Source organism: Thioclava electrotropha (genome assembly GCF_002085925.2).
In the GTDB taxonomy this organism is placed as follows: domain Bacteria; phylum Pseudomonadota; class Alphaproteobacteria; order Rhodobacterales; family Rhodobacteraceae; genus Thioclava; species Thioclava electrotropha.
Map to the genome: position 1 here is coordinate 2,554,357 of NZ_CP053562.1, position 21,573 is coordinate 2,575,929.

The 21,573-nt window shown below is 62.4% G+C and carries 15 protein-coding genes and 1 tRNA gene; 6 read left to right on the top strand and 10 right to left on the bottom strand.

The annotated features are described in order from the left end of the window. Nucleotides 1–390: 390 nt before the first annotated feature. Nucleotides 391–1,206, bottom strand: coding sequence for a hypothetical protein (locus tag AKL02_RS12140; RefSeq protein ID WP_083077455.1), 816 nt, complete (start codon nucleotides 1,204–1,206; stop codon nucleotides 391–393). Nucleotides 1,207–1,625: 419 nt separating this feature from the next. Between AKL02_RS12140 and AKL02_RS12145 the strand changes: the two genes are divergently transcribed. The 6 genes from AKL02_RS12145 to AKL02_RS12170 all read left to right on the top strand — a co-directional run bounded on the left by AKL02_RS12145 (nucleotide 1,626) and on the right by AKL02_RS12170 (nucleotide 10,028). After that, nucleotides 1,626–3,221 (top strand): HsdM family class I SAM-dependent methyltransferase, encoded by a 1,596-nt coding sequence (locus AKL02_RS12145; RefSeq protein ID WP_083077456.1) that lies wholly within the window; start codon nucleotides 1,626–1,628, stop codon nucleotides 3,219–3,221. Next, entirely contained in the window at nucleotides 3,218–4,144 is a 927-nt protein-coding gene (locus tag AKL02_RS12150) for a GIY-YIG nuclease family protein (protein ID WP_083077460.1), read from the top strand. The genes AKL02_RS12145 and AKL02_RS12150 overlap by 4 nt, the downstream gene beginning before the upstream one ends. Then, nucleotides 4,141–5,331 carry a restriction endonuclease subunit S gene (locus AKL02_RS12155; RefSeq protein ID WP_083077462.1) on the top strand — a complete coding sequence of 397 codons (1,191 nt, stop codon included), beginning with the start codon at nucleotides 4,141–4,143 and terminating at the stop codon, nucleotides 5,329–5,331. The genes AKL02_RS12150 and AKL02_RS12155 overlap by 4 nt, the downstream gene beginning before the upstream one ends. Before the next feature lie 14 nt (nucleotides 5,332–5,345). Then, a complete protein-coding gene (locus AKL02_RS12160) occupies nucleotides 5,346–8,762 on the top strand; it encodes a DEAD/DEAH box helicase family protein (protein WP_083077466.1) in 3,417 nt (1,138 codons plus the stop codon). Nucleotides 8,763–9,081: 319 nt separating this feature from the next. Then, nucleotides 9,082–9,171: transfer RNA gene (locus AKL02_RS12165), tRNA-Ser, on the top strand. Between the two features lie 440 nt (nucleotides 9,172–9,611). Next, nucleotides 9,612–10,028: a universal stress protein gene (locus AKL02_RS12170; RefSeq protein ID WP_078520990.1), complete on the top strand. Its 417-nt coding sequence runs from the start codon at nucleotides 9,612–9,614 to the stop codon at nucleotides 10,026–10,028. 305 nt (nucleotides 10,029–10,333) lie between these two features. On the opposite strand, the gene AKL02_RS12175 is transcribed toward AKL02_RS12170, so the two are convergent. From AKL02_RS12175 to AKL02_RS12215, 9 genes are all read right to left on the bottom strand, one after another. Next, complete coding sequence (locus AKL02_RS12175; RefSeq protein WP_078540498.1) at nucleotides 10,334–11,383, bottom strand: quaternary amine ABC transporter ATP-binding protein; 1,050 nt, start codon at nucleotides 11,381–11,383, stop codon at nucleotides 10,334–10,336. Between the two features lie 10 nt (nucleotides 11,384–11,393). Then, nucleotides 11,394–12,437 (bottom strand): ABC transporter permease, encoded by a 1,044-nt coding sequence (locus AKL02_RS12180; RefSeq protein WP_078540496.1) that lies wholly within the window; start codon nucleotides 12,435–12,437, stop codon nucleotides 11,394–11,396. 114 nt (nucleotides 12,438–12,551) lie between these two features. Continuing rightward, nucleotides 12,552–13,547 carry an ABC transporter substrate-binding protein gene (locus AKL02_RS12185; protein ID WP_078540494.1) on the bottom strand — a complete coding sequence of 332 codons (996 nt, stop codon included), beginning with the start codon at nucleotides 13,545–13,547 and terminating at the stop codon, nucleotides 12,552–12,554. A 494-nt stretch (nucleotides 13,548–14,041) separates the two neighbouring features. Then, nucleotides 14,042–15,085 carry an ABC transporter ATP-binding protein gene (locus tag AKL02_RS12190; RefSeq protein WP_083077472.1) on the bottom strand — a complete coding sequence of 348 codons (1,044 nt, stop codon included), beginning with the start codon at nucleotides 15,083–15,085 and terminating at the stop codon, nucleotides 14,042–14,044. A gap of 1 nt (nucleotide 15,086) precedes the next feature. Then, a complete protein-coding gene (locus AKL02_RS12195; protein WP_083077581.1) occupies nucleotides 15,087–16,355 on the bottom strand; it encodes an MGH1-like glycoside hydrolase domain-containing protein in 1,269 nt (422 codons plus the stop codon). 6 nt (nucleotides 16,356–16,361) lie between these two features. Then, nucleotides 16,362–17,576: a carbohydrate ABC transporter permease gene (locus AKL02_RS12200; RefSeq protein WP_083077475.1), complete on the bottom strand. Its 1,215-nt coding sequence runs from the start codon at nucleotides 17,574–17,576 to the stop codon at nucleotides 16,362–16,364. After that, complete coding sequence (locus tag AKL02_RS12205; RefSeq protein WP_083077487.1) at nucleotides 17,573–18,808, bottom strand: carbohydrate ABC transporter permease; 1,236 nt, start codon at nucleotides 18,806–18,808, stop codon at nucleotides 17,573–17,575. Before AKL02_RS12205 ends, AKL02_RS12200 begins: the two co-directional genes overlap by 4 nt. An 81-nt stretch (nucleotides 18,809–18,889) precedes the next feature. Further along, a complete protein-coding gene (locus tag AKL02_RS12210) occupies nucleotides 18,890–20,251 on the bottom strand; it encodes an ABC transporter substrate-binding protein (protein WP_083077489.1) in 1,362 nt (453 codons plus the stop codon). Nucleotides 20,252–20,281: 30 nt separating this feature from the next. Beyond that, the gene (locus tag AKL02_RS12215) at nucleotides 20,282–21,361 is read right to left on the bottom strand and encodes a LacI family DNA-binding transcriptional regulator (RefSeq protein ID WP_083077492.1); all 1,080 of its coding nucleotides are present in this window, start codon (nucleotides 21,359–21,361) and stop codon (nucleotides 20,282–20,284) included. Nucleotides 21,362–21,573: the final 212 nt, after the last annotated feature.

Here is a 21,573-nt window from a genome sequence, read left to right on the forward strand (position 1 = left end):
AGCGTTACCACCCGACGGGGTGGTGCAGAGGAAATGGTTCTTTTCCATATAAGCAAAAAACTTCGAAACGAAAAAAGCGAGCTGGCAACCGCCCTTTGCAGCAAATGAAAAACTGCGAAGCTGAAAGCCGTTCAGTAAGTACGATGACAAGGCATCAGCATCCGATGAATTCATCGGGGGCTGATTGCGATGTTTGTAAGCTGTGTTGACTTTAGCCCCTCACCGCAAAGATGGGCCGCGGAGGAATATGTTTTCAGCACCTGCCGTGAATGGCGGGTCCGGTGAACGCCTTGCTTCGTTCCGACCGCTCAAACAAGTCATACTTCTCATCAAGCGCTGCCTGCGGGACCTTTTTCAAGCGGACCGCGTTTGCACCATTCGACGTTCGTCTTACTCTGCAAGGTTCTTCCTCAAGTTTGCTTCCACCTGCCCCGGACTCTCACCCGGGAGAGCGTATTGTCGAAGGTTCCTCCCATCGATCTCCGCGATCTCATTTGACGAAACTCGGAATACACGGGCATTCATGGACCAGTACCTAATCTTGTCTGGATACCAAGTGGTCCCTTTGTGGCGCAGGCGCACGAGGAGCCGTTGGCGCCCCTCGGCCCGCCGGACCCACTCCAGCCCCACGAACGCTATCGTGTTCTCCATGGTGACGACTTGCTGCAAGCTTCCAAGAAACTTTTGTCGATAGTCGCGCCACCTTACTTCGAGCGGCAATTCGAACTCTGGAACACGTTTCTTTCTGAGGTTGCGTACTCGGCAATACAGATCGAGGGTTATTATCGAGCCGCAAGCTCGGACTTTATCCAGATCCAGCAGCGCGAAATCCGGACCCAGCCACCGGCACGCCATCATCTCATGAACGTCTCTGCTAAACTGCCAGTGAATCTGCGTGTTTCTATCAGTCAGAGAAACGGCGTCGAACAGACCTCGGCCGTCCACTTCTTCTATCAATTTTTTTAGTGATTTAGCGTTGTTGGACCCGGTTGGCCCAACGAGAGCTCGAAGCTCGGCGCCAAATGCCCACATTTTGGCATCTTGCGGCTTATGGATGAAATATTCGTCAGACCTCCACAGATTCTCGCGATCCTGCATGTAAATCATTGAGATGAGTAGCCGTGTGGTCGTGGTACTGAGCCCGGCAGCGAGTATTTGCTCAAGGAGTTCGAAAGTCACGCTAATTTGTTTGTTCTGGTCGCTCATGGCGTTTCTCCGATTAAGTGTGACCAGAAGATGGGATCAAGTCTCGGGACGCCGGAATAGATTCCGTAAGTTTTCCTGCACTGTCCGTCACGACAAGCGCACTGGCCTGCATTTTTCTCCTGAGGGCCTTCTTTCCCGCAACCGTGTGCGGAGTGATGAGAGCTTTGTCCTGCAAGGATAATGCGCTGAACGCGCCAAACTCATGAAATGAAAATATATTTTGGAAGCAGGCAATTAGGCCCATAGGCTGGAATTCAGTACAATCATCCTCAGCCATTGCATTGGGCTTGCTGCGGCAAGACCTACGATGTCGTGAATGATCTGCGGACTTCCCGTTCGTGGATCAGCTGCGGTAGACACATCCCCAATGGACGATCACTCCCATTCTCGTCAGAGTAGTCAAAAAGGACGGCGGATAGATGATAACCGGTGAACTGAAGTCCAAGGTCGACGCGATCTGGAACGCGATGTGGACGGGCGGGCTGTCGAACCCGCAGACAGTCATGGAGCAGCTGACCCTGCTGCTCTTCCTCAAGGGCCTCGACGACGCGCAGACCCTTGCGGAACGGCAGGCCCGGGCACGTGGCACGGAGATCAAGCGAAACCTGTTCCCGGACGAACTGGACGGCATACCGGTCGTCGATGATGCCGGTAATAAGATCGCCGACGGGCGGTCGCTGGCCGATCTGCGATGGCCGCGGTTTGCGAACCTGCCGCCTACAGAGATGCAAGAGGCGGCCGAGAACCACCTGATCCCCTTCCTGCGTCGCCTCGGCTCAGATGGCGCCCCCCTCCGCAAGCACATGGCGAGTGCCCGCTATGAGATCCCCACCGGCCGTCTCTTGGCGAAGGTCGTAGATCTCGTCTCGGAATTGCCGATGAAGAGCCGCGACACCAAGGGCGATCTCTACGAATACATGCTGTCGAAGGTGGCCGCAGCGGGCCAGAACGGCCAGTTCCGGACGCCCCGCCACATCATCGAGCTCATGGTCGCCATGACCGCACCTCGGCGAGATGATGTGATATGCGATCCGGCCTGCGGTACGGCTGGCTTTCTCGTGGGCGCGGCCGAATACCTTCGCCGCAACGACGCGGATGCCTGGACCGATCCGGAGTCACGCCTGCACATCGAAACCAGCATGTTCCACGGCCACGACTTCGACGGCACCATGCTGCGGCTTGGGGCGATGAACATGGCGCTCCACGGGTTCGAGGATGCCTCTATCGTCTACCGCGACAGCCTCACTCAGGAGCACGGCGACGAGGCCGAGGCATATTCCCTGATCCTCGCCAACCCGCCATTTGCCGGCTCCCTGGACGCCGAGGTGGTGGCCAAGGACCTCACCCGGATCGTCAACACTCGGAAAACCGAGCTACTTTTCCTGGCCCTCTTCCTGCGCCTCTTGAAGCTTGGAGGCCGGGCGGCGGTCGTCGTCCCGGACGGCGTCCTCTTTGGATCGAACAGGGCCCACAAGGAGGTGCGGCGCATGCTGGTCGAAGACCAGCAGCTTCAGGGCGTGGTCAAGCTCCCGGCCGGCGTCTTCCGCCCTTATGCCGGGGTTTCCACGGCCATCCTACTCTTCCAGCGCACCGATTCCGGCGGTACGGACAGAGTGTGGTTCTACGACATGCACACGGACGGCCTCAGCCTCGACGACAAGCGCAATCTTCTGGTGCCCGAGGACAAGATCGGCCCGTGGGCCGAGCTGACCGAAGACGAGGCGAAGCTCAACGACCTCCCCGACGCGCTCGCGCGCTGGCAGGAGCGCGAGGGGACGGAGAAGAACAATCCCCGCACGGCCCGCAGCTTCGTCGTTTCCAAGGCCGAAATCGCCTCCGCAGGCTACGACCTCAACCTCAATCGGTATCGCGAGATCGAGAACGACGCGGTCGATCACGAGCCCTCGGCTGTGATCCTGTCGCGCCTGCGCGAGATGGAGCAGGAGATATTCGACGGCCTCGAGAAGCTCGAGAAGATGCTCGGCGTCGACGCCGTGAAAGAGGCCGCCGAATGACCAATGGTGAGACCTACGGCCGCACGATCCAGCTCTTCCTGGTCGACGGCAAACCCACCGGCCTGCGCAAGGCGACCATCCACGGTTGGACGGGGCTCCTCTTCGTCTCCGGAGCCTCCGCTTTCGGCGATCTTACCACGCGGGACGAGGTGGATCGCACCGGCGTCTACATCCTGGCAGGCCCCGATCCCCTCACGGCCGGAACTACGCGCGTCTACATCGGGTCGGGCAATTCCGTTGCCGAGCGCATCAAGCAGAGCGCGGTGAAGCGCGATTTCTGGGAGACGGCGATCACCGTCACGACCAGCGACGATGACATGTCGAAGGGCCACGTCGAATATCTCGAGGCGCGGCTGATCGAACAGACGGCCAAGGCCGGGCGCGTGTCGCTCGACAATGGCACGAACCCGGACATTGGCCGCCGGCGCCTGCCCGAGGCAGACATCGCCAACATGGAGCAGTTCCTGGCGAACCTCAGGATCATCCTGCCGGTGATCGGGCTCGACATGCTAAAGCCGCAGCCGAAGGCCGTTAGCGCCAAGGCCAGCCCGACCTCGCCCTCCGTCTCGGACGAAGTGCAATTCGAGATCCGGCATAAGAGCGGGGTCGAGGCCACGGCTGTCGAGGAGGATGGCGAGTTCATCGTGCTGGAGGGCTCCGAGGCCCGCATCGGCACTAACTACTCCCAGAACAGTTACGGCCGGATGAAAGAGAAACTGATCGAGGAAGGTGTGCTGAGACCCTACAGCGCTGTCCTATTCAAATTCACTAAACCTTGGTCCTTCTCCAGCCCCTCGGCGGCGGCCGCGGTCGTGCTGGACCGCAACAGCAACGGGCGGTTGGAGTGGAAGGTGAAAGGCGCGACCGAGACCTACCATGACTGGCAGCAGGCACAGGCGGCGAAGCAGGAGGCGGCGGGATGACCACGACCATGGTGCCCCTCGGCGAGGTCTTGACCCCTATCCAGACGTGGAACCCGAGGCGGGCAGCAAAATCGGATGTCTTTGACTACATCGACCTCAGCTCGGTCGACCGTTATGAAAAGGCGATCATGGCGGCAACGCCAACAATCCCTTCCAAGGCCCCATCTCGGGCGCGCCAATTGGTTAAATCAGGGGACATCCTTGTCTCCACGGTACGACCCAACCTGAATGCCGTTGCCATTGTGGAGGAAGATCTTGACGGGGCGACTGCCTCGACCGGGTTTTCGGTGCTTCGTGCAGACGCGAAAAAGGCTGCATCTCGATACATCTATCACTGGGTCCGGACACCGTCCTTCGTAGCCGACATGGTGCGAAAGGCCACCGGCGCAAGCTACCCGGCAGTTTCTGACAAGATCGTGACCGAGTCGCTCTTCCCCCTCCCGCCCCTTGAGGAGCAGCGGCGGATTGCAGAGATACTGGACGCGGCCGACGCCCTGCGCCGCCGCCGCCGCGAGGCCCTCGCCCTGCTCGATGCCCTCCCGGGCGCGATCTTCGCGGAGATGTTCGGGGCTCTGACGACTTCGGATCGTTTCCCGCGGGGTCCGATGAGCAATCTCATTACAGGGTTCGACACGGGAAAGAACCTCGCTCCGGCTTCGGACGAGGAAGGAACTCGGCACCGGGTGCTCAAGGTAAGCGCGGTCACCAAGGGAGAATTCATCGAGGCAGAGTCGAAACCACTTCCTGCCGAGTATTCGCCGCCAGAATCTCATTTCGTGAAGCCTGGTGATCTCCTGTTCAGTAGAGCGAATACCTCGGCGTTAATCGGCGCAACCGCCATGGTGGAAACGGTCTCCGATAATATCGTTCTGCCAGATAAGATCTGGAGATTTTGCCTCGACGAAGAAAAAGCCGATCCGATTTTCTTGCATTATCTATTTGGCACGCGGAAATTCCGTGATGAAGTGTCCAGACGCGCAACCGGTTCGAGTGGTTCAATGAAAAATATCTCCAAGGGCAAGGTTCTATCCATTGAAGTGGGTCAGCCATCCCTGGAAATCCAGCGGGTTTTTTCTCGCCGGGTGCGGATTGCCAGAAGTATGCGGGCGCAGGTCTCAGAGCACCTTGCCGAACTCGATACCCTTTTCGCCTCCCTCCAATCCCGCGCCTTCGCCGGAAAGCTCTGACACCGGGAGCCACCATGACCGCCAGCAACTTCGCCCATCTCGAACGCGATTTCCCCACTATCCACGCGGCGGCGATCTCGGCCGAGCGGTTGGCGATGTCGGAGCCCGAAGCGGCGGCGATCTTGGCGGGCAAGGCGCTGGAGCTGGCGCTTGGCTGGGCCTTCGCCCATGACGCGGGCCTGACGCCCCCCGCGCAGATCGGCGCGAGCCAGATGATCAACGATCCGGACTTGCGCGGCATCATGGGTCAGAAGGTCCACGCCAAGGCGCGGTTCATCAACCTCGTCCGCAACAAGTCCGCGCACGAGGGCGCAAACCTGAAGCCGGCGGGCGCCCGTCAGGTCGTCGAAGAGTTGCACCACTTCCTGCACTGGTTCGGGCGCACCTACGCGCCCCGCCAAAAGCCGCCCGAGCCGAACACTTTCGACCCGGCTCCGCTAACCGCCCGGCTCGACTTGATCCGCGAGGCCCGCGGGCGCATTCAGAGCACCGAGAAGGCCTTGGAGGCGCGCACGGAGGAGCTTGCGGACCTCCGCACACGCTACGCCAGCCTCGACGACGAGCTGAAGGCGAAACGTGCTGAAGTCGCCAAGGCCCGGGCCGATCAATCCGCCGACCCCCACGACTACAACGAGGCCACCACCCGCCTGCGCTTGATCGACCTGCTGCTGGCCGAGTCCGGATGGACCGACCTCAAGGAAGGCCGGGATCTGGAATACCGGGTGGAGCCGATGCCCAACGAGCAAGGCCACGGCTTCGCCGATTACGTGCTCTGGGGCGCGGACGGCCTCCCCCTGGCCGTGGTCGAGGCCAAGCGCACCCGCCGCTCCCCCTCAGAGGGACAACAGCAGGCGAAGCTCTATGCCGACGCGCTGGAGCAAATGCACGGGCGCCGGCCGGTGATCTTCTACACCAACGGCTACGAGCACTGGATCTGGGACGATGCGCGCAACGTCCCACCACGCCGCCTGGGCGGTTTCAAGACTGCGCAGGAGCTGGGCGAGATGATCGCCAGACGTAGTGAAGCGAAAGCTCTGGCCGACCAAAAACCCAAAGCGACTATCGCCGGGCGCCCTTATCAAACTCGCGCCCTGACGCGGATCGCTGAGCATTTCGATGCCGGCTCCCGCAAGGCGCTTCTGGTCATGGCGACGGGAACGGGCAAAACCCGGACGGTGATCGCTCTCGTGGATATGATGGTGCGCGCTGGGCTGGTAAAGCGGGCTCTCTTCCTCTGCGACCGCATTAGTCTTGTCCGGCAAGCACGCAACGCCTTCGCAGCGCATATGCCCGACAGCTCACCGGTAAACCTTGTTACGGACCCGTCTGGCACCGGCCGCGTCTACGTCTCGACCTATCCGACGATGATGAACCTTATTGACCGAGCAGATCATTCCGGTCGCCGGTTCGGGCCTGGACACTTCGACCTCGTCATCATCGATGAGGCGCACCGGTCCATCTACAAGCGCTACCGGGCGATCTTCGAGTGGTTCGACAGCTACCTCGTAGGCCTCACGGCCACGCCGCGCGAAGAGGTGGACCGGGATACCTACCGGCTGTTTGACCTCGACCCCGGGCATCCCACGGACTTCTACGGCCTCGAGGAGGCGATCGAGGACGGGTTCTTGGTACCATTCGAGCCGATCTCGCTCCCAACCAGGTTCATGCGCGAGGGCATCCGCTACGACGACCTGTCGGAGGAGGAGAAGGACCAGTGGGACGAACTCGACTGGGGCGAGACCGGGCGGCGCGAGGAAGTTACGGCCGGGGAGATTAACAAGTATCTGTTCAACGCAGATACTGTCGACAAGGTGCTCGCCCATGTCATGGAGCACGGCATTCGCGTCGCGGGCGGCGATAAGATCGGCAAGACGATCATCTTCGCCGCGAACAAGCCCCATGCGAAATTCATCGAGGAGAGGTTTAACGCCGGGTGGCCGAAATACGGGGGGACCTTCGCCCGGCGGATTGTTCACGGCGAGAGCTATGCCCAGAACCTGATTGAGGCCTTCGAGATCCCCGTTAGAGAGCCGCAGATCGCCATCTCCGTCGACATGATGGACACGGGCGTTGACGTGCCCGAGGTGGTGAACCTCGTCTTCTTCAAGCTCTTGCGCTCCAAGACGAAATTCTGGCAGATGGTCGGCCGAGGGACTCGCCTGCGGCCGGACCTGTTCGGCCCAGGCCAGGACAAGAGTGCATTCCGGATATTCGACGTCTGCGGCAACCTGGAATTTTTCGGATCGAACCCGGAACTCAAGGATCCGTCGGTCCCGAAGTCGCTGACCGAGCGACTAATCGAGGCAAGATTGAAGGTGACGCAGGGAATCGACAACGTGCTGTCCTCGACGCGCCAAGAGCAGCGCGATAACGAGGCGGAAGAGCTTCGGGGTGTCCGCGGAGAGATAGTCGCAGACTTACGTCGGTTCGTTATGGGACTGGACATCTCGTCCTTTGTCGTCCGCGGCCACCTGCGCTCTGTCGAGAAGTGGCAGGCTGACGATGCGCCGTGGTCTACGTTGTCGCAGGAGGCCACCGACGAACTGAAGGATCTGGCGGCCCTGCCCAGCAATGCCGATCTCGGTGGGGAAGAGGCGAAGAGATTCGACCTCGTGATGTTCGAGCTCCAACTTGGCCTGATTGGCAGGTCGATGAAGATGGAGGCCTGCCGCCGGAAAGTGCTGGAGATCGCCACGGCACTCTCCACGAAGCTGGAGATTCCCGCAGTTGCCCGGCGAGCGGAGCTCATCGAGGAGATTCTGACTGAGGCCTGGTGGGAGCACCTAACGATGCCCATCGCCGAGCGTGCCCGCCTGAGACTGCGCGAAATAGTGCATCTCATAGACCAGTCGTCGCGCAGTATCCTCTACACAGATTTCGAAGATGATCTCGGCACCGCGACGCCTGTGCGTGTTAATCCGGCCGCGGATTTCGCCGCATTCAAAAAGAAGGCACGCGAGTTTCTCGCGAGACACGGCGATCACGTCGCGCTTCGCCGCCTGCGTTCGGGAAGGCCACTAACAAAGCTCGACATTACAGAGCTTGAACGCATGTTGCTGGAAGCGGGTATCGGTTCAGACGCAGACATCGAGATGGCGAGGAAAACCGAGAGTGCCCAGGTCGGTGGCTTTGGCGTGTTCCTGAGAACGATCGTTGGGCTGGATCGCGTGGCGGTACAGGAGCATTTCGCCGAGTTTATCGCTGAGGGCGCGTCGGCCGATCAGATCGAGTTCGTCGGTATGGTCATCGAGTACCTGACACGGAACGGCGTGATCGACCCTGGTCTGCTCTATGATAGTCCGTTTTCCGACCTCACGCCTGACGGTCCCGATAGTGTTTTCGACAAGAAGGAGGTCGATCGGTTTCTGGCGCGCCTACGTCGTGTAAATCAGAGTGCCGACACTGCTTTCTCGGCCGCAGATGTCAGTTGATGTTTTTTTAGGTAGCCGGATACGTCTTGGGCGCGACGCCGATACTGGATCAACTTATACTCGACGCTGGTTTCTCAGCAGAGCTATGCCCAATAAAATTTTCGCATCGGATGTCCGCCGCGCCCACGATCGTTAATGTATTCGAGACCGCAAAGGCCTTGCGATCGGGCGAACTCTCGTTGACAAATCGTCGCCAAACGCTTCGGAAATTCTCGTTAACTCTGGTGAACATATTCGAGTTTCCGAATGTGACGTACGAGGGCAAAAAAGCTAAATTTTCGCCTTGTTTCTCAGACGCTCCATCTCTAAACGGGTCAGCGGAGACGTGGCCGAGTGGTCGAAGGCGCTCCCCTGCTAAGGGAGTAGGCCCGGAAGGGTCTCGAGGGTTCGAATCCCTTCGTCTCCGCCATCACCCAGTGCGGAAAATCTAATCTGTTCCTGCCAATCGGTTATCGGAACAGAGCAAAAGCCCTTCGCCACGCGTGAACACCCCACATCATCCTCTGCCACACCGTATTGAACGATGAGCCCGGCGCATCTTCTATTGCTCGATCGGCCACACGCTCGACGATCTGCGGATCGATCAGATGACCGAGATCATCCGGCGCGGGATGCGATGGGCGGCGCGCGGGTCTGCACAACCGATCTGACCCCGAGCGAGCCGGGCCCGAGTCGTGCTATGCGCTGCGGGAATACGCGCTCATCGATGTCGCATCGGGGCATTGGAGCGACGTATGTGCTCGATTGGAGGATGAAAAATCGTCGTAGGCGCGGGGCTCGTTCAATCCGGGTTTGCGCCCGGTCGCCACGCGGTTCATTCTCCGCCTCGAATTTCCCCCGGAGGCCATCATGGCACGCCAGACAAAGCTCATCCTCTGCCCGATCAACCTGCGCCACGCACAGGTCGAGCATCATGCCTATATGGAAGCCGTCGAGATGGCGCGGCGGCGCCGTGCGAAGCTGATCGTGGCGACGATCGCGCCCGAGATCGAGCGTAACCTCAACATCTACAACTCGGATACCTACTGGGGCCAGCAGCTGCGCAAATTCCTCAACGACAATCCCGCCAGCGGGGTGACCGAGGTCGAGATGGTCGTGCGCAAGGGCGCGGTGCATCGCCAGATCGTCAAGCTGGCGGATGAGCGCAAGGTGGACCTGATCGTGATGGAAGCGGCCAACCCGAAGGTGCAGGACTACCTTCTGGGCACCACGGCGTCTCATGTCGTGACCCATGCGGAGTGCTCGGTCTACGTCGTGCGCAGCTAAGGGCTGGCCCGGGGTACAGCTATTCCGGTCTGGCCTCTGCAGCGGCGCCCGGTACGCGGCGAAGCCGCAGGGCGCGCGCCGGCCCGTCCCGGCGGGCTGGCGCATTGGCCAACCGCGCAAGACGTTCATTCGGGAGAGGGGTTTGGCGACCATAAAGCGCTACCGCTCGCAGGTCATTATGCGCCATCCCACGGACCGGCGCGCGCCCTGCTACCACGGCAACCCAAGCTGATATTCGGGAAAAGCCCGCGCCTGTCGCGCGGCGGATCGGACCCGCCCCAATGCAGGGGCGGATCCCTTTCTTCTTATCTCTTGGCGGTCTCGCCCGAGGACTGCGCGGGCACCAGTGCGCGCATGATCGAAGGCATGGTGAGGCTGCCCACCGGCTCGCCCCTCATCATCACGCGGTAGCGGCGATCGAGCGCGCCTTCGGCCTTGGCGATGACGCTCTCGAGGTTGTCGTTGCCGTCGATATCGCCCGACATCTCGCCTTCCGGCGCGCCGCGCTCCATCACCGAGCGCACGCGCAGCACGCGGGCGCGGTTGATGTCGGCCACGAAGTCCTCGATGTAGGGATCCGCCGGGTTGAGCAGGATCTCCTGCGGCTCGCCCTGCTGGACCACCCGACCGTCATTCAGGATCACCAGGTGATCGGCGAGCTTGAGCGCTTCGTCCAGATCGTGGGTGATGAAGATGATGGTCTTGTGCAGCTCGGCCTGAAGCTCGAGCAGCAGGTCCTGCATGTCGGTCCGGATCAGCGGATCGAGCGCCGAGAAGGCTTCGTCCATCAGCATGATGTCCGAGTTCGACGCCAGCGCCCGGGCGATGCCCACACGCTGCTGCATCCCGCCCGAGAGCTGGTGCGGGTGGTGATCGCCGTAGCCCCCAAGCCCGACGCGGTCGAGCCATTTCTCGGCCTCGGAGACATAGTCGGAAGCCGGGAAGCCGCGGGTGGCCAGCGCCATCGCCGTGTTCTCCGCCACCGTGCGGTGCGGCAGAAGGGCGAATTTCTGGAACACCATCGACATCCGCTCGCGCCGCAGTTTGCGCAGCTGCGCCTCGTTATAGTCGAGGATGTTCTCGCCATTGACGATCACTTCGCCAGCGGTGGGCTCGATAAGCCGGTTGAGGTGCCGGATCAGCGTGGATTTACCCGAGCCCGAAAGCCCCATGATGACGGTGATCTCACCCTCTTTCATGTCCACGTTGATGTCGTTGAGCCCGAGCACGTGATTGCGCTTCTCGAGCAGTTCCGGCTTGCCCATGCCCGCTTTGACGTCTTCGAGCGCCGCTTGCGGATCCGACCCGAAGATCTTGTAGAGGTGTCGGATCGAGACTTTGATTTCTTTCGTCATGTCTGTCTCCTCACTTCCGGCTCTTGCTGGTGTCGATCCGGGCGAGCGAGGCTTTCGTCACGCGGTCGAGCAGGATCGCGATGATCACGATCCCGAAGCCAGCCACGAGACCCGTGCCCAGTTCGAGCGACCGGATGCCGCGCAGCACGAGCACGCCCAGACCCGGGGCCGAGACGAGCGAAGCGATCACCACCATGGCGAGGCTCATCATGATCGTCTGGTTCACGCCAGCCATGATGTTGGGCAGCGCGAGCGGGATCTGCACGCCGAACAGCTTCTGGCGCTTGGTCATGCCGAAGGCGTCGGCCGCCTCGATCACGTCGGGATCGACCAGACGGATGCCGAGGTCGGTCAGGCGCACCACGGGCACGATCGCATAGAGGATGATCGCGATGCCGTAGAGCTTCGGCTCGGTGACCGAGAACAGGAAGATCAGCGGGATCAGGTAAACGAAGGGCGGCAGCGTCTGCAGCATGTCGAGGATCGGGATCACGGTGCGCTGGAGCCGGTCGCTCCGCGACATCGCAATGCCTATGGGCACCCCGAAGAGGACGCATATGAAGGCACAGACGAAGATGATCGCCAGCGTCTGCATGGCCGCCTCATAGTGATTGATGAAGGCGAGGAAGGCGATCGAGACCAGCACGAAGACCACCAGTCTCCAGGACCGCGTCACCAGCCAGGTGATCAGCATCAGGATCGGCACCATCAGCCACCACGGCGTGTTGGTCATGATCCAGAGCATGTCGCGCAGGGCCCAGCTCAGCGGCTGGGTCAGCGGGTCCACGACGGCGCGCAGCCCGCCACGGATCGCGAGGAACCCGTCCTCGAGGCCCTGCGTCACGTCGCGCGAGGGCGGGATCGCCCCGCAGGCCTTGTTGAGTGCGTCGAGCGAGGGGAAGGGCCAGTTCCAGAGGCTGGGGCCCTGCGTCGTGGTGCCGTCGGTCTGCGCGATCAGGTCGGCCATCGACGTCATGCCGCCGCCACCGTCGCCGCCGGCCGAACACCAGTCCTTCAGCCCCACCGCGTTGAAGAAATTCTCGTAAGCTGCCATTGGTTTTCCGGGTCGCCGAAGGAGACCCGTCCCATGTTGTTGCGTGATTGATCGAAAAAGGACGGGGCCTGTCCCGGCCCCGTCCATGTGTTGCGCGTCAGGCGCGCGTCACGATCATCCGCCGATCAGCTTCGAAAGCTTCTTCTGGGCATCGGCATCGAGCCAGTTTTTCCAGGTGTCCTGGTAGTTCTTGATGAAGTAGACCGCCGTCTCTTCACCCGAGGCTTTGTTCTCGTCCTGCCAGGCGAGCAGCTTCGACATGGTGTCGGTCTTGAAGCTCATCTTCGAGAAGAACTCGGTCTCGGCCGGGTGGGTCTTCGCGAAGTCGCTCGTCACCGAGGTCAGCACCGGAGCTGCCGGGAAGTCCGAAACCTGCGGGTTCGACGCGTCCTTGTTCTGGAGGTTGTCGAACTTGGCCTTGTCGTAATCGCCAAGCTTCACGCGGGTCATGTCGTAGTTGCCCATGACCACGGTCGGACCCCAGTAGTAGCCGAACCACGGCTTTTTGTCGGCAAAGGCCGAGCCGATCGACGAGGCGAGCGTCTGGCCGGAGCCGTGGTTGAACACCTCGATGCCCGAGCTCTTGAGGTCGAGCGCCTTGATCAGGTTGTCGCTCACGACGCGGCAGCCCCAGCCGTCGGGGCAGTTGTTGAACGTGCCGCCGACCCAGTCGGGGTGCGCCATCACGCCCTCGATGGTCTTCAGCTCGGGGTGCTCCTTGGCGAGGTAGGTGGGGATCCACCAGCCTTCGACGCCACCCGGCTGGAGCGTCTTGGCGACGCGCTTGATCTTGCCTTCGCTCTCGAGCTTCTTGTAGGCGTCGCCGGCCGAGTTCAGCCACAGGTTGGTGACGACGTCGGGGCGGCCGTTTTCGGCGATCGAGGTGATCGCGGGAATCGTGTCGGATTTGACCAGGCTGGTGTTACAGCCGTAGCCTTGGTCCAGCATGAACTTCGCGATGTTGGTGGTGACCTCGGCAGCGGCCCAGTTCATCTGGGCGATCGAGATGTCACCGCATTGCTCGGCGGCACGGGCGGTTCCGGTCTGGGCTGCAAAGCCGGTGACCATAGCGGTCGCACCGGCGACCGCGAGAAGTGTCGTCTTCCGCATATGTTTTCCTCTCATCCGTTGGATTGTTCACGATCGTTTTCGGATCGCATTCGCCTTGCGCGTGATGAGACCGTCCGACCTCCCCGCGCGGGCGTGCTTCCACCCGGGGGAGCGTCTCGGCCCATCGTCGATCTTCAGGTTGCGCAGTGCACGCGAATGCGCCCGTTCGACGATTGCCGCGAACGGTAGCGCCGGTGCTCCCGATCAGCAATCGTCCGCCGGTCACATTAATTTGAGAAAAGCGTCAGGGAACCCAATGATAACTGAAGGAAATTTTGTAAAAGGAGGCACTTGAGCGGCGACAGAACGGCAAAGAGATCCGGCACCCGGGGGATGCCGGACCGACTATTTTTGAGCATGTGCGCGCGAAGTCGCTAGGCGCGCCTCCGTTGCGTGAATTGACGCACTGACGCCCCTGTACGAGACGACGTCGCCTCGCCCCCTGCCCGCGCAATTTTCCGCGTTGCCCGGGCCGCACGCCCGGGCGCTCGGGATCAGACCGCCATGCCGTCCGCGTCGAAGAATACCGTGCGATCCGGCTCGAAGCTTAGCCCCGAGACATCGCCCGGACGCAGATCGGTATCGCCCGCGACGCGCACGTTCACCGCGCCCAAGGGGCCGCAATCGAACAGGATGAACGTGTCCGCGCCGAGGAATTCCACCACGTCGACGCGACCGTCGCATTGCCCCTCGCCCTCGGCTACCAGCGAGATATGTTCGGGCCGGATGCCAAGCTGCGTGGCTTGCGGCGCGGGACAGGCCCCGCCGCGCCCGCCTTCGAGGCTGTAGCTGCCGCCCGAGACCGCGCAGGGCATCACGTTCATCTTCGGGCTGCCGATGAATTGCGCGACGAACAGGTTCGCGGGTTTCTCGTAGAGCTCGCGCGGCGTGCCGACCTGCGCGATCTTGCCGTATTCCAGCACCACGATCCGATCCGCCAGCGTCATCGCCTCGACCTGATCGTGGGTGACGTAGATCATCGTGCGCTGGAGATTGCGGTGCAGCCGGGCGATCTCCAGCCGCATCTCCACGCGCAGCGCCGCGTCGAGGTTCGACAGCGGCTCGTCGAACAGAAACGCCGTCGGGTCGCGCACGATCGACCGCCCGATCGCCACACGCTGACGCTGGCCGCCCGACAGGTCCTTGGGCCGCCGGTCGAGGAAGCTCTGCAGCTTCAGGATATCGGCCGCCTCGTCGACCTTGGCACGCCAGTCTTCCTGCGGGGCCCCCGCCATCTTGAGCGAGAAGCCCATATTCTCGGCCACCGACATATGCGGGTAGAGCGCGTAGGACTGGAACACCATCGCGAGGCCGCGCTTGGAGGGCGGCTGGTCGGTCACATTCGCGCCGTCGATCTCGATCGCCCCGCGCGAGGTATCCTCAAGCCCGCCGATCATCCGCAGAAGCGTGGACTTGCCGCAGCCCGAGGGCCCCACGAAGACGACGAATTCGCCGTCCTTGATCTCGAGGTCGATGCCCTTGATGACTTGGACGTCGCCGAACCACTTCTCGACACCGTTTAGCGTGATCGAACCCATTTCACCCCTCCTTGCCGGCCCAGGCGAGCCAGACGGCCGCCGTCCAGGTAAATGCCTTGCCGCCAGCTGCCGCGCCCGTCATCGGGTCGAAATACTCGACGAAGCCGTAGCGCCCGATCACCTCGCGGGTGCGCTTGCGGACCTCTTCGCCAAGCGCCACGCCGCGTTCGGAGGCGCCCTCGCCGATCATCATGTTCATCATCCCCCAGGTCGGGCCGCGCCAGTAGCGCTTGGCGTCGAACCGCGGATCGAAGGGCGCGAGCGACGGCACGCCATAGGGGGCCGCATCGAGCACGCGGACCAGATGCTGCTCCATATGCGGCGCGTCGAGCCCACCGAACCAGCACAGGAAGGAGGCGTTGCTCAGCGCGTTCGACCAGATGCCGTTGTTGCAGTTGTAGCTGTCGTAATAGCCCATGCCGGGGTTCCACAGCGCGTCCGCACCGGCCTCCAGCTCGGCCAGTTGCGTGGCCATGTCGCCGGTGTCGAGATCCTGCGCCTCGCCAGCCGCCAGCAGGTCGCGCAGGCCGCGCATCAGGATGAAATGCATCGTCGGGTCGGCGACCCTGAACGGGTTGCCCTCGGTGACTTTCGCGTCGTCCCAATCGAGCGCCTTGGCGCGCTGCACCAGCCAGATATAGCGGTCGTAATCGTATTTCGTCGGGCGCATCGAGGCGTCGACATGCTGGGTGTCGCGGCGCTCGTAATAGCCCACGTCCTGCGGGTCGATCCCGCTCATCGCGTCATCCCAGTCGGGCGCGTTGTCACGGCCCGATTCCCACGGATGGATCACGAAGATCGCGCCCTTCTCGTCGCGGCGCCATTTCAGGAACCACTCCGCCCATTTGCGCATCTTCGGATAGAGCGCCGCGAAGCGGGCCGCGCCTGCTTCCGGATCGGCCGCCAGAAGCCGCGTCGCGAAGCTGAGTGCGACCGGCGGCTGGGTGATGCCCGAGGACGCGATCGGCCCTTTGCAGCCCCAGACGTCGGGGCCCGGGAAGTAGCCCGGATCGGGCTTGTGGAAGATGATATGCGGGACCATGCCGTTGTCCCACTGCCCCGAGAACAGCGTCTCGATCTCCTGCCAGGCCCGGTTCAGGTCGAACTCGGCAAAACCAAGGCTCGCGAAGGCGCTATCCCAGTTCCACTGGTAGGGATAGAGGCCGTCGGTCGGCACCGTATAGCCGCCCCGGTCGTTCTGGGTGAGGATGTCGCGCGCCGCGGCATCCCGGTCGGAGAAGTCGTCTGCGGCAGCCAGAGTTTCGGTCATCATATCTTATCCTTTCACCGCGCCGGCCGTCAGGCCGCGGGTCATGAAACGTTCGAGCCCGAGGAACAGCGCCATGATCGGCACCGTCGCGATGACGGCGCCCGCCATCAGGTGCTGGCGCGGGATCTCGGAGGAGTTGAGCGAGGCGATGCCCCGCGTGAGGGTGAATTTGCTGGGATCGTCGAGCAGCATGAAGGCGAGCAGGAACTCGTTCCATGCGATCATGAAGACATAGAGCCCGACCGAAGCCATCGCGGGCAGCGCCAACGGCAGCGTGATCTTCCAGATCACCTTGAGCCGCGAGAGCCCGTCCATTAGGCCCGCCTCCTCGACCTCCACAGGTAGGCCGCGGAAATAGCCCTGCAGCATGTACAGCGCGACCGGGATCGTGGTGACCGGGTAGATCATGACGATCCCGAGGATCGAGTTGCGCAGACCGACCATCGAGTAGGCGATGTAGATCGGCAGCGCGAGCACGATCATCGGCACCATGTAGATCAGCAGGATGCCGCGCGAGAACACTTTCTGCCCGCGGAAGCGCAGCCGCGCCACCGCATAGGCGCCGGGCACCGAGAACAGCAGCGTCAGCAGCACGGTCAGCACCGAGACATAGAAACTCGTCCAGAGGTAGCGCCCGAAATGGAACTGGGTCATCAACTCGTAATAGCTGTCGAACAGGTGCCAGCCCCGGCTCAGGTCGATCGAGAAATCGAGCGGGTTGAGCATCAGCTGCTGCTGCGACTTCATCGAGGTCATGACCATCACGTAGAACGGGATGACCACGATTGCGGTGAAGAAGATGTAGCCGAAGCCGGTGAGGAAGCGGATCACCGCATCCTCGAACTGGTGGCGCGTGAGCGCACCGAACCGCAGCTCGCGCAGGATCGAGTTGAGCGGGATCGAAACCGCTCCCGCCAGCACCACGCTGAGTGCGACGCGCCAGACAAAGTTGAAGCTGTCGTCGAATTGTAGCGCGCCGAGGCCCACCGCCATCAGCGCCAGCGCCACGATCACCGCCACCGCATCCGCGGCCCAGCGATTGGTGATGCGCACGCGGGCAAACCCGGTTGCGAGCCCGAGGATCAGCGACCCGATCAGAGCGGGCTTGGCCGCAGCGCCGGTGGCAAAGGAGATCGCGACCCCAAGCGTGACCGACATGACCAGCGCCCAGAGCGCCCCGATGATCGGCCCGGTGAGATAGCCTTTATGCAGGATTTTCATAGCCCTTCCTCCCGACTCATGGTGCGGAAGAACAGCCCCGAGAAGACCAGAAGGCAGGCGAAGATCACCACGGCGACCGCGGCACCCGCACCGATATTCGACACCGCGAAAGCCTGTTCGTAGACATTGACCGTCAGGACCCGCGTGCCGGCATTACCGCCGGTGAGCAGGAAGATGTCGTCGAACTTGTTGAAGGTCCAGATGAAGCGCAGCAGGAACAGGACCGAGAGTATCCCAAGCAGCTGCGGCATCGAGAGATACCAGAATTTCTGGAACGGCGAGGCCCCGTCCATATCCGCCGCCTCATACATATCCGTGTCGATGCTCTGCATCCGCGCGAGGATGAAGAGGAACGAGAGCGGGAAATAGCGCCAGATCTCGAACACCGTCACCATGATCAGTGCGAGCGGTTTGGCCCCGAAGAAGTTGATCGCGCCTTCGCTCACGCCCATCTGCACCAGAAGCGCGTTGGCGGAGCCCGAATAGGGATCGAACAGCGTGATCCATGTGAAGGCCACCGCGATCACCGGGGCCACATAGGGAAAGAGGTAAAGCCCGCGCAGGATACCCTGCCCGCGGAAACTTTTGTTGAGCAGCAGCGCCGCGAACAGCCCCACGACCAGCGCGCCCAGCGTGCCGAAGACCGTGTAGAACAGCGTGATACCCAGCACGCTCCAGAACTCGCTGCCCGAGAAGAGCTGGCGGAAGTTGTCGAGCGTGAAGGTGGAATTCGTCAGGACGTTCGAGACGTGACCGGTTGCCGTAACCTTGGCGTCACGCATCGCGCGCTCTGCCTCGCGGGTGTCCCCGTTCACCTGCGCATCGACGCGGAAGCGTTCGTTCGCGCCGGCCTCAAGCGTGCCGAAATCGCAAGACAGGTCCTGCCCGTCCATCGCGCAGCCCTGAGGCAGATCGCCGGTCAGCGCAACGCCCTCGGGCAGGGTCACGTTCAGCGCCGCATTGCGCATCTCCTGCTCGCGCGAGGGGTTGATGACGCGCAGTTCCAGAAGCGCCTGATCGCCGCGGTCGCGCAGCGCCACCCGCGTGCGGATCTCGGCGGGACGCAGATCGCCCAGCGTCACCGGCTTGAAGGAGATCCAGAAGATCGCCAGCAGCGGCACGATCACGACAAGCGCCACGATCGCGATGGTCGGGAACAGCAGGCCCCAGGCTAGGCGCGCCTCGCGACGAGCAAGCGCGCCGCGCCCCTTGGGCGGCGATATGTCAGTCATGACAGTCTCCAATCCATGCAGTCAGAGCGGGCTTTGGTCCCGGGGCAAGGCGCAACCGCCCTGCCCCGGCCAAAGGTCAGATCAGTTGATCTTGCCCAGCTCGTCGTTCATCTTCGCGACCGCATCCTCGGCCGAGATGTTGCCGTCGATGAAGTCGCGCACAACCCGGTTGATGACCTGGCTGTTGAGCATCTTCGAGGCCAGCGCGAGCTGCCCATCCTTCACGCCCCAGCGCTGCGCGGTGTCGAGACCCTTGGTGATCTCGTCGACCACGGCCGGCGCGTAGAGATCCTTGAGCGGCGCCTTGCGATCCACGCCCACGGGCAGGGTCGCCCAGAGCTTGGTGAACTTCTCCGGATCCGCATCGGTGCCGCGACGGGTCGGGAACTTGCCCTCCGGCGCGATCGACAGCGTCTGCTCGTAGCCGTCATTCATCGAGTAATCGACGAATTGCTCGGCCGCTTCGGTGTCGGCATCGGCGGTGATGGTGAAGTAACGCAGGTCCGCCCAGCTCGCACCGTCGGGGTTCGACGGGCCCGCGAGGTTGGTCACGACGCCGGTATCCTTGGACAGCTCGGTCGAGGTCGGATCGTCGTTGATCATCGGCGGGGCGCTGTCACGCAGACCGGCCAGCTCGTCGAGGATGAAGGGCGACCACATGATCATCGCCGCCTTGCCCGCGAAATACAGCTCGCGCGACTGCTTCCAGTAGTTCTCGCCGGGCGGCGAGGCGTCGGCCAGCTTCTTGTAGAAGTTCAGCACCTCGACCGTCTTCTTCTCGTCGAGAGGCTTGAAGCCCTCCGGCCCCACCGGCGAGACGCCGTTGGCGAGGAAGATCTGCTCGAGGATCTGGCTCATGTAGTTCTCGTCGACCTTGGTCGCGGCTACGAAACCGTACATGCTCGGCGGATTGTTGAGCTTGTCGAGCGCGGCTTCGATCGACTTGAAATCAGTCGGCGGCGCGAGACCCGCCTTGTCGAACAGGTCCTTGCGGTAAAGGATCATCTGGGTCCAGCCGTCGACCGGCACGGCGGCGTAATCGCCATCCGTCTCGACCATTTTCAGCGCACCGGGCGCGAAGGTCGCCGGATCGAGCTTGTCGACCACATCGGTGCTTGCCAGCGTATCGACGATGCCCGCATCGGTCCAGGGCAGCACGTTTTGCAGCGGCGTGTAGATCACGTCGGGCAGATCACCCGCCGCGAAAGCCGCAGTGGCGCGCTGGTTCAGGTCGCTTTCCGTCACCGGGATCACGTCGACGCTGATGCCGGTCTTTGCCTTGAAGTCGTCGGCCATTTGCTGCTGCTTGGCCAGACGCTCGGGCTGTTCCTCGGTGGTCCAGAACTTGATCGTCTGCGCCTGCACCGCGACAGCACCCGCCATCAGCGCCAGAACGGTCGAGCCCATCAGCATCGCCGTTTTATGTCCTCGAATTAGATTCATTTACTTTCCTCCCGGTAGATTGCGTTTCTCTTATGGGTCGACGGGCGGCCCGTCGGAGCCTCCCGGTTCCAGTTGCGCCGCCACCAATTCCGTCAGCTCTCCGGGCGGCGCACCGCGGAGCTGCGCGATCAACAGTGACGCGAGACGCGCGCCCGCGTGCTGGCTGTCGACTGCGAATGTCGTGAGGGGCGGATCGACCATCCGGCCCTCGGGAATACCGTCATAGGAGATGATCGACAGTTCGCGCCCGATCGTCAGCCCCCGCTCGCGCGCCACGTCATAGGCCCCGAGCGCGGTCGCGTCGGTGGAATAGACGATCGCGGTCGGCGGATCGGGCAGATCGAGCAGTTGGCGCGCGGCCTGCGCCCCTTCCGAACGGTCGGAGATTTCCATCAGCTCGAGCGCAGGATCGAAGGGCAGTCCGGCCTCTTCCAGCCCCGCGCGGTAGCCGTCGCGGCGCAGCAGCGCGAAATTGTAGCTCGCATGCGAGCCGGCAAAGGCGATGCGGCGATGACCGAAACCCGCCAGCCGCGCGACCGCGGCACGCATCGCGCCCTCGCCATCCACGTCGTACCACGACAGACCCGGATCGGGCTGACCGTGACCGGTGCGGCCGAACAGCACGAAGGGCACGTGTTTCGCCTGCAGGAAGCTCACCCGCGGGTCCACGACCTGCGTTCGCGGCAAGATGAAGCCGTCGACCTTGTGCTCCTGCAAGAGCCGCGTGACCGTGTCCTCCATCTCCTCGCGCGAATTCGACGAGGCGATCGTCAGGGTCCAGCCTTCGAGCGAGGCTTCCTGCGTGATCCCGCCAAGGAAATCCGTGAGGAACGGCCCGTAGCGGTCCGGCGCGTCGAGCTCGAGCACCAGACCCAGTGCCCGCACCCGCCCCGTGCGCACGGCCTGCGCATAGGGCATCGGCGCATAGCCCATCTCGGCGGCGACGCGCGCCACGCGCTCGCGGGTCTCGGGAGAGATGTCGGAATAATTGTTGAGCGCCCGCGACACGGTGCTCTTGGTCAGGCCCAGCGCCTGCGCAAGATCAGAAATCCGCACCCGGCGCGGCGCCGGTTCGGACGGTTTCTTGTCTGTGTCGCGAATCTCCTCCATGGCGAGAGACTAGGTTAACGAAACCGATTTCGTAAAGCCGAAACCGGTTTCGAAACACGAATTCGGCCTCAAGTCGCCGTGTGCCGCGCCGCGGCAAAGTGGCTATGAACGGCCCGTGGTGAGGCCCGGGAATTTCTGGAAAAGTTCGTGAAATCAGATTATTAAAGGACGACTTTGACACAGCGGGGGACCGTGCGTTTGTCGTCCTCTTT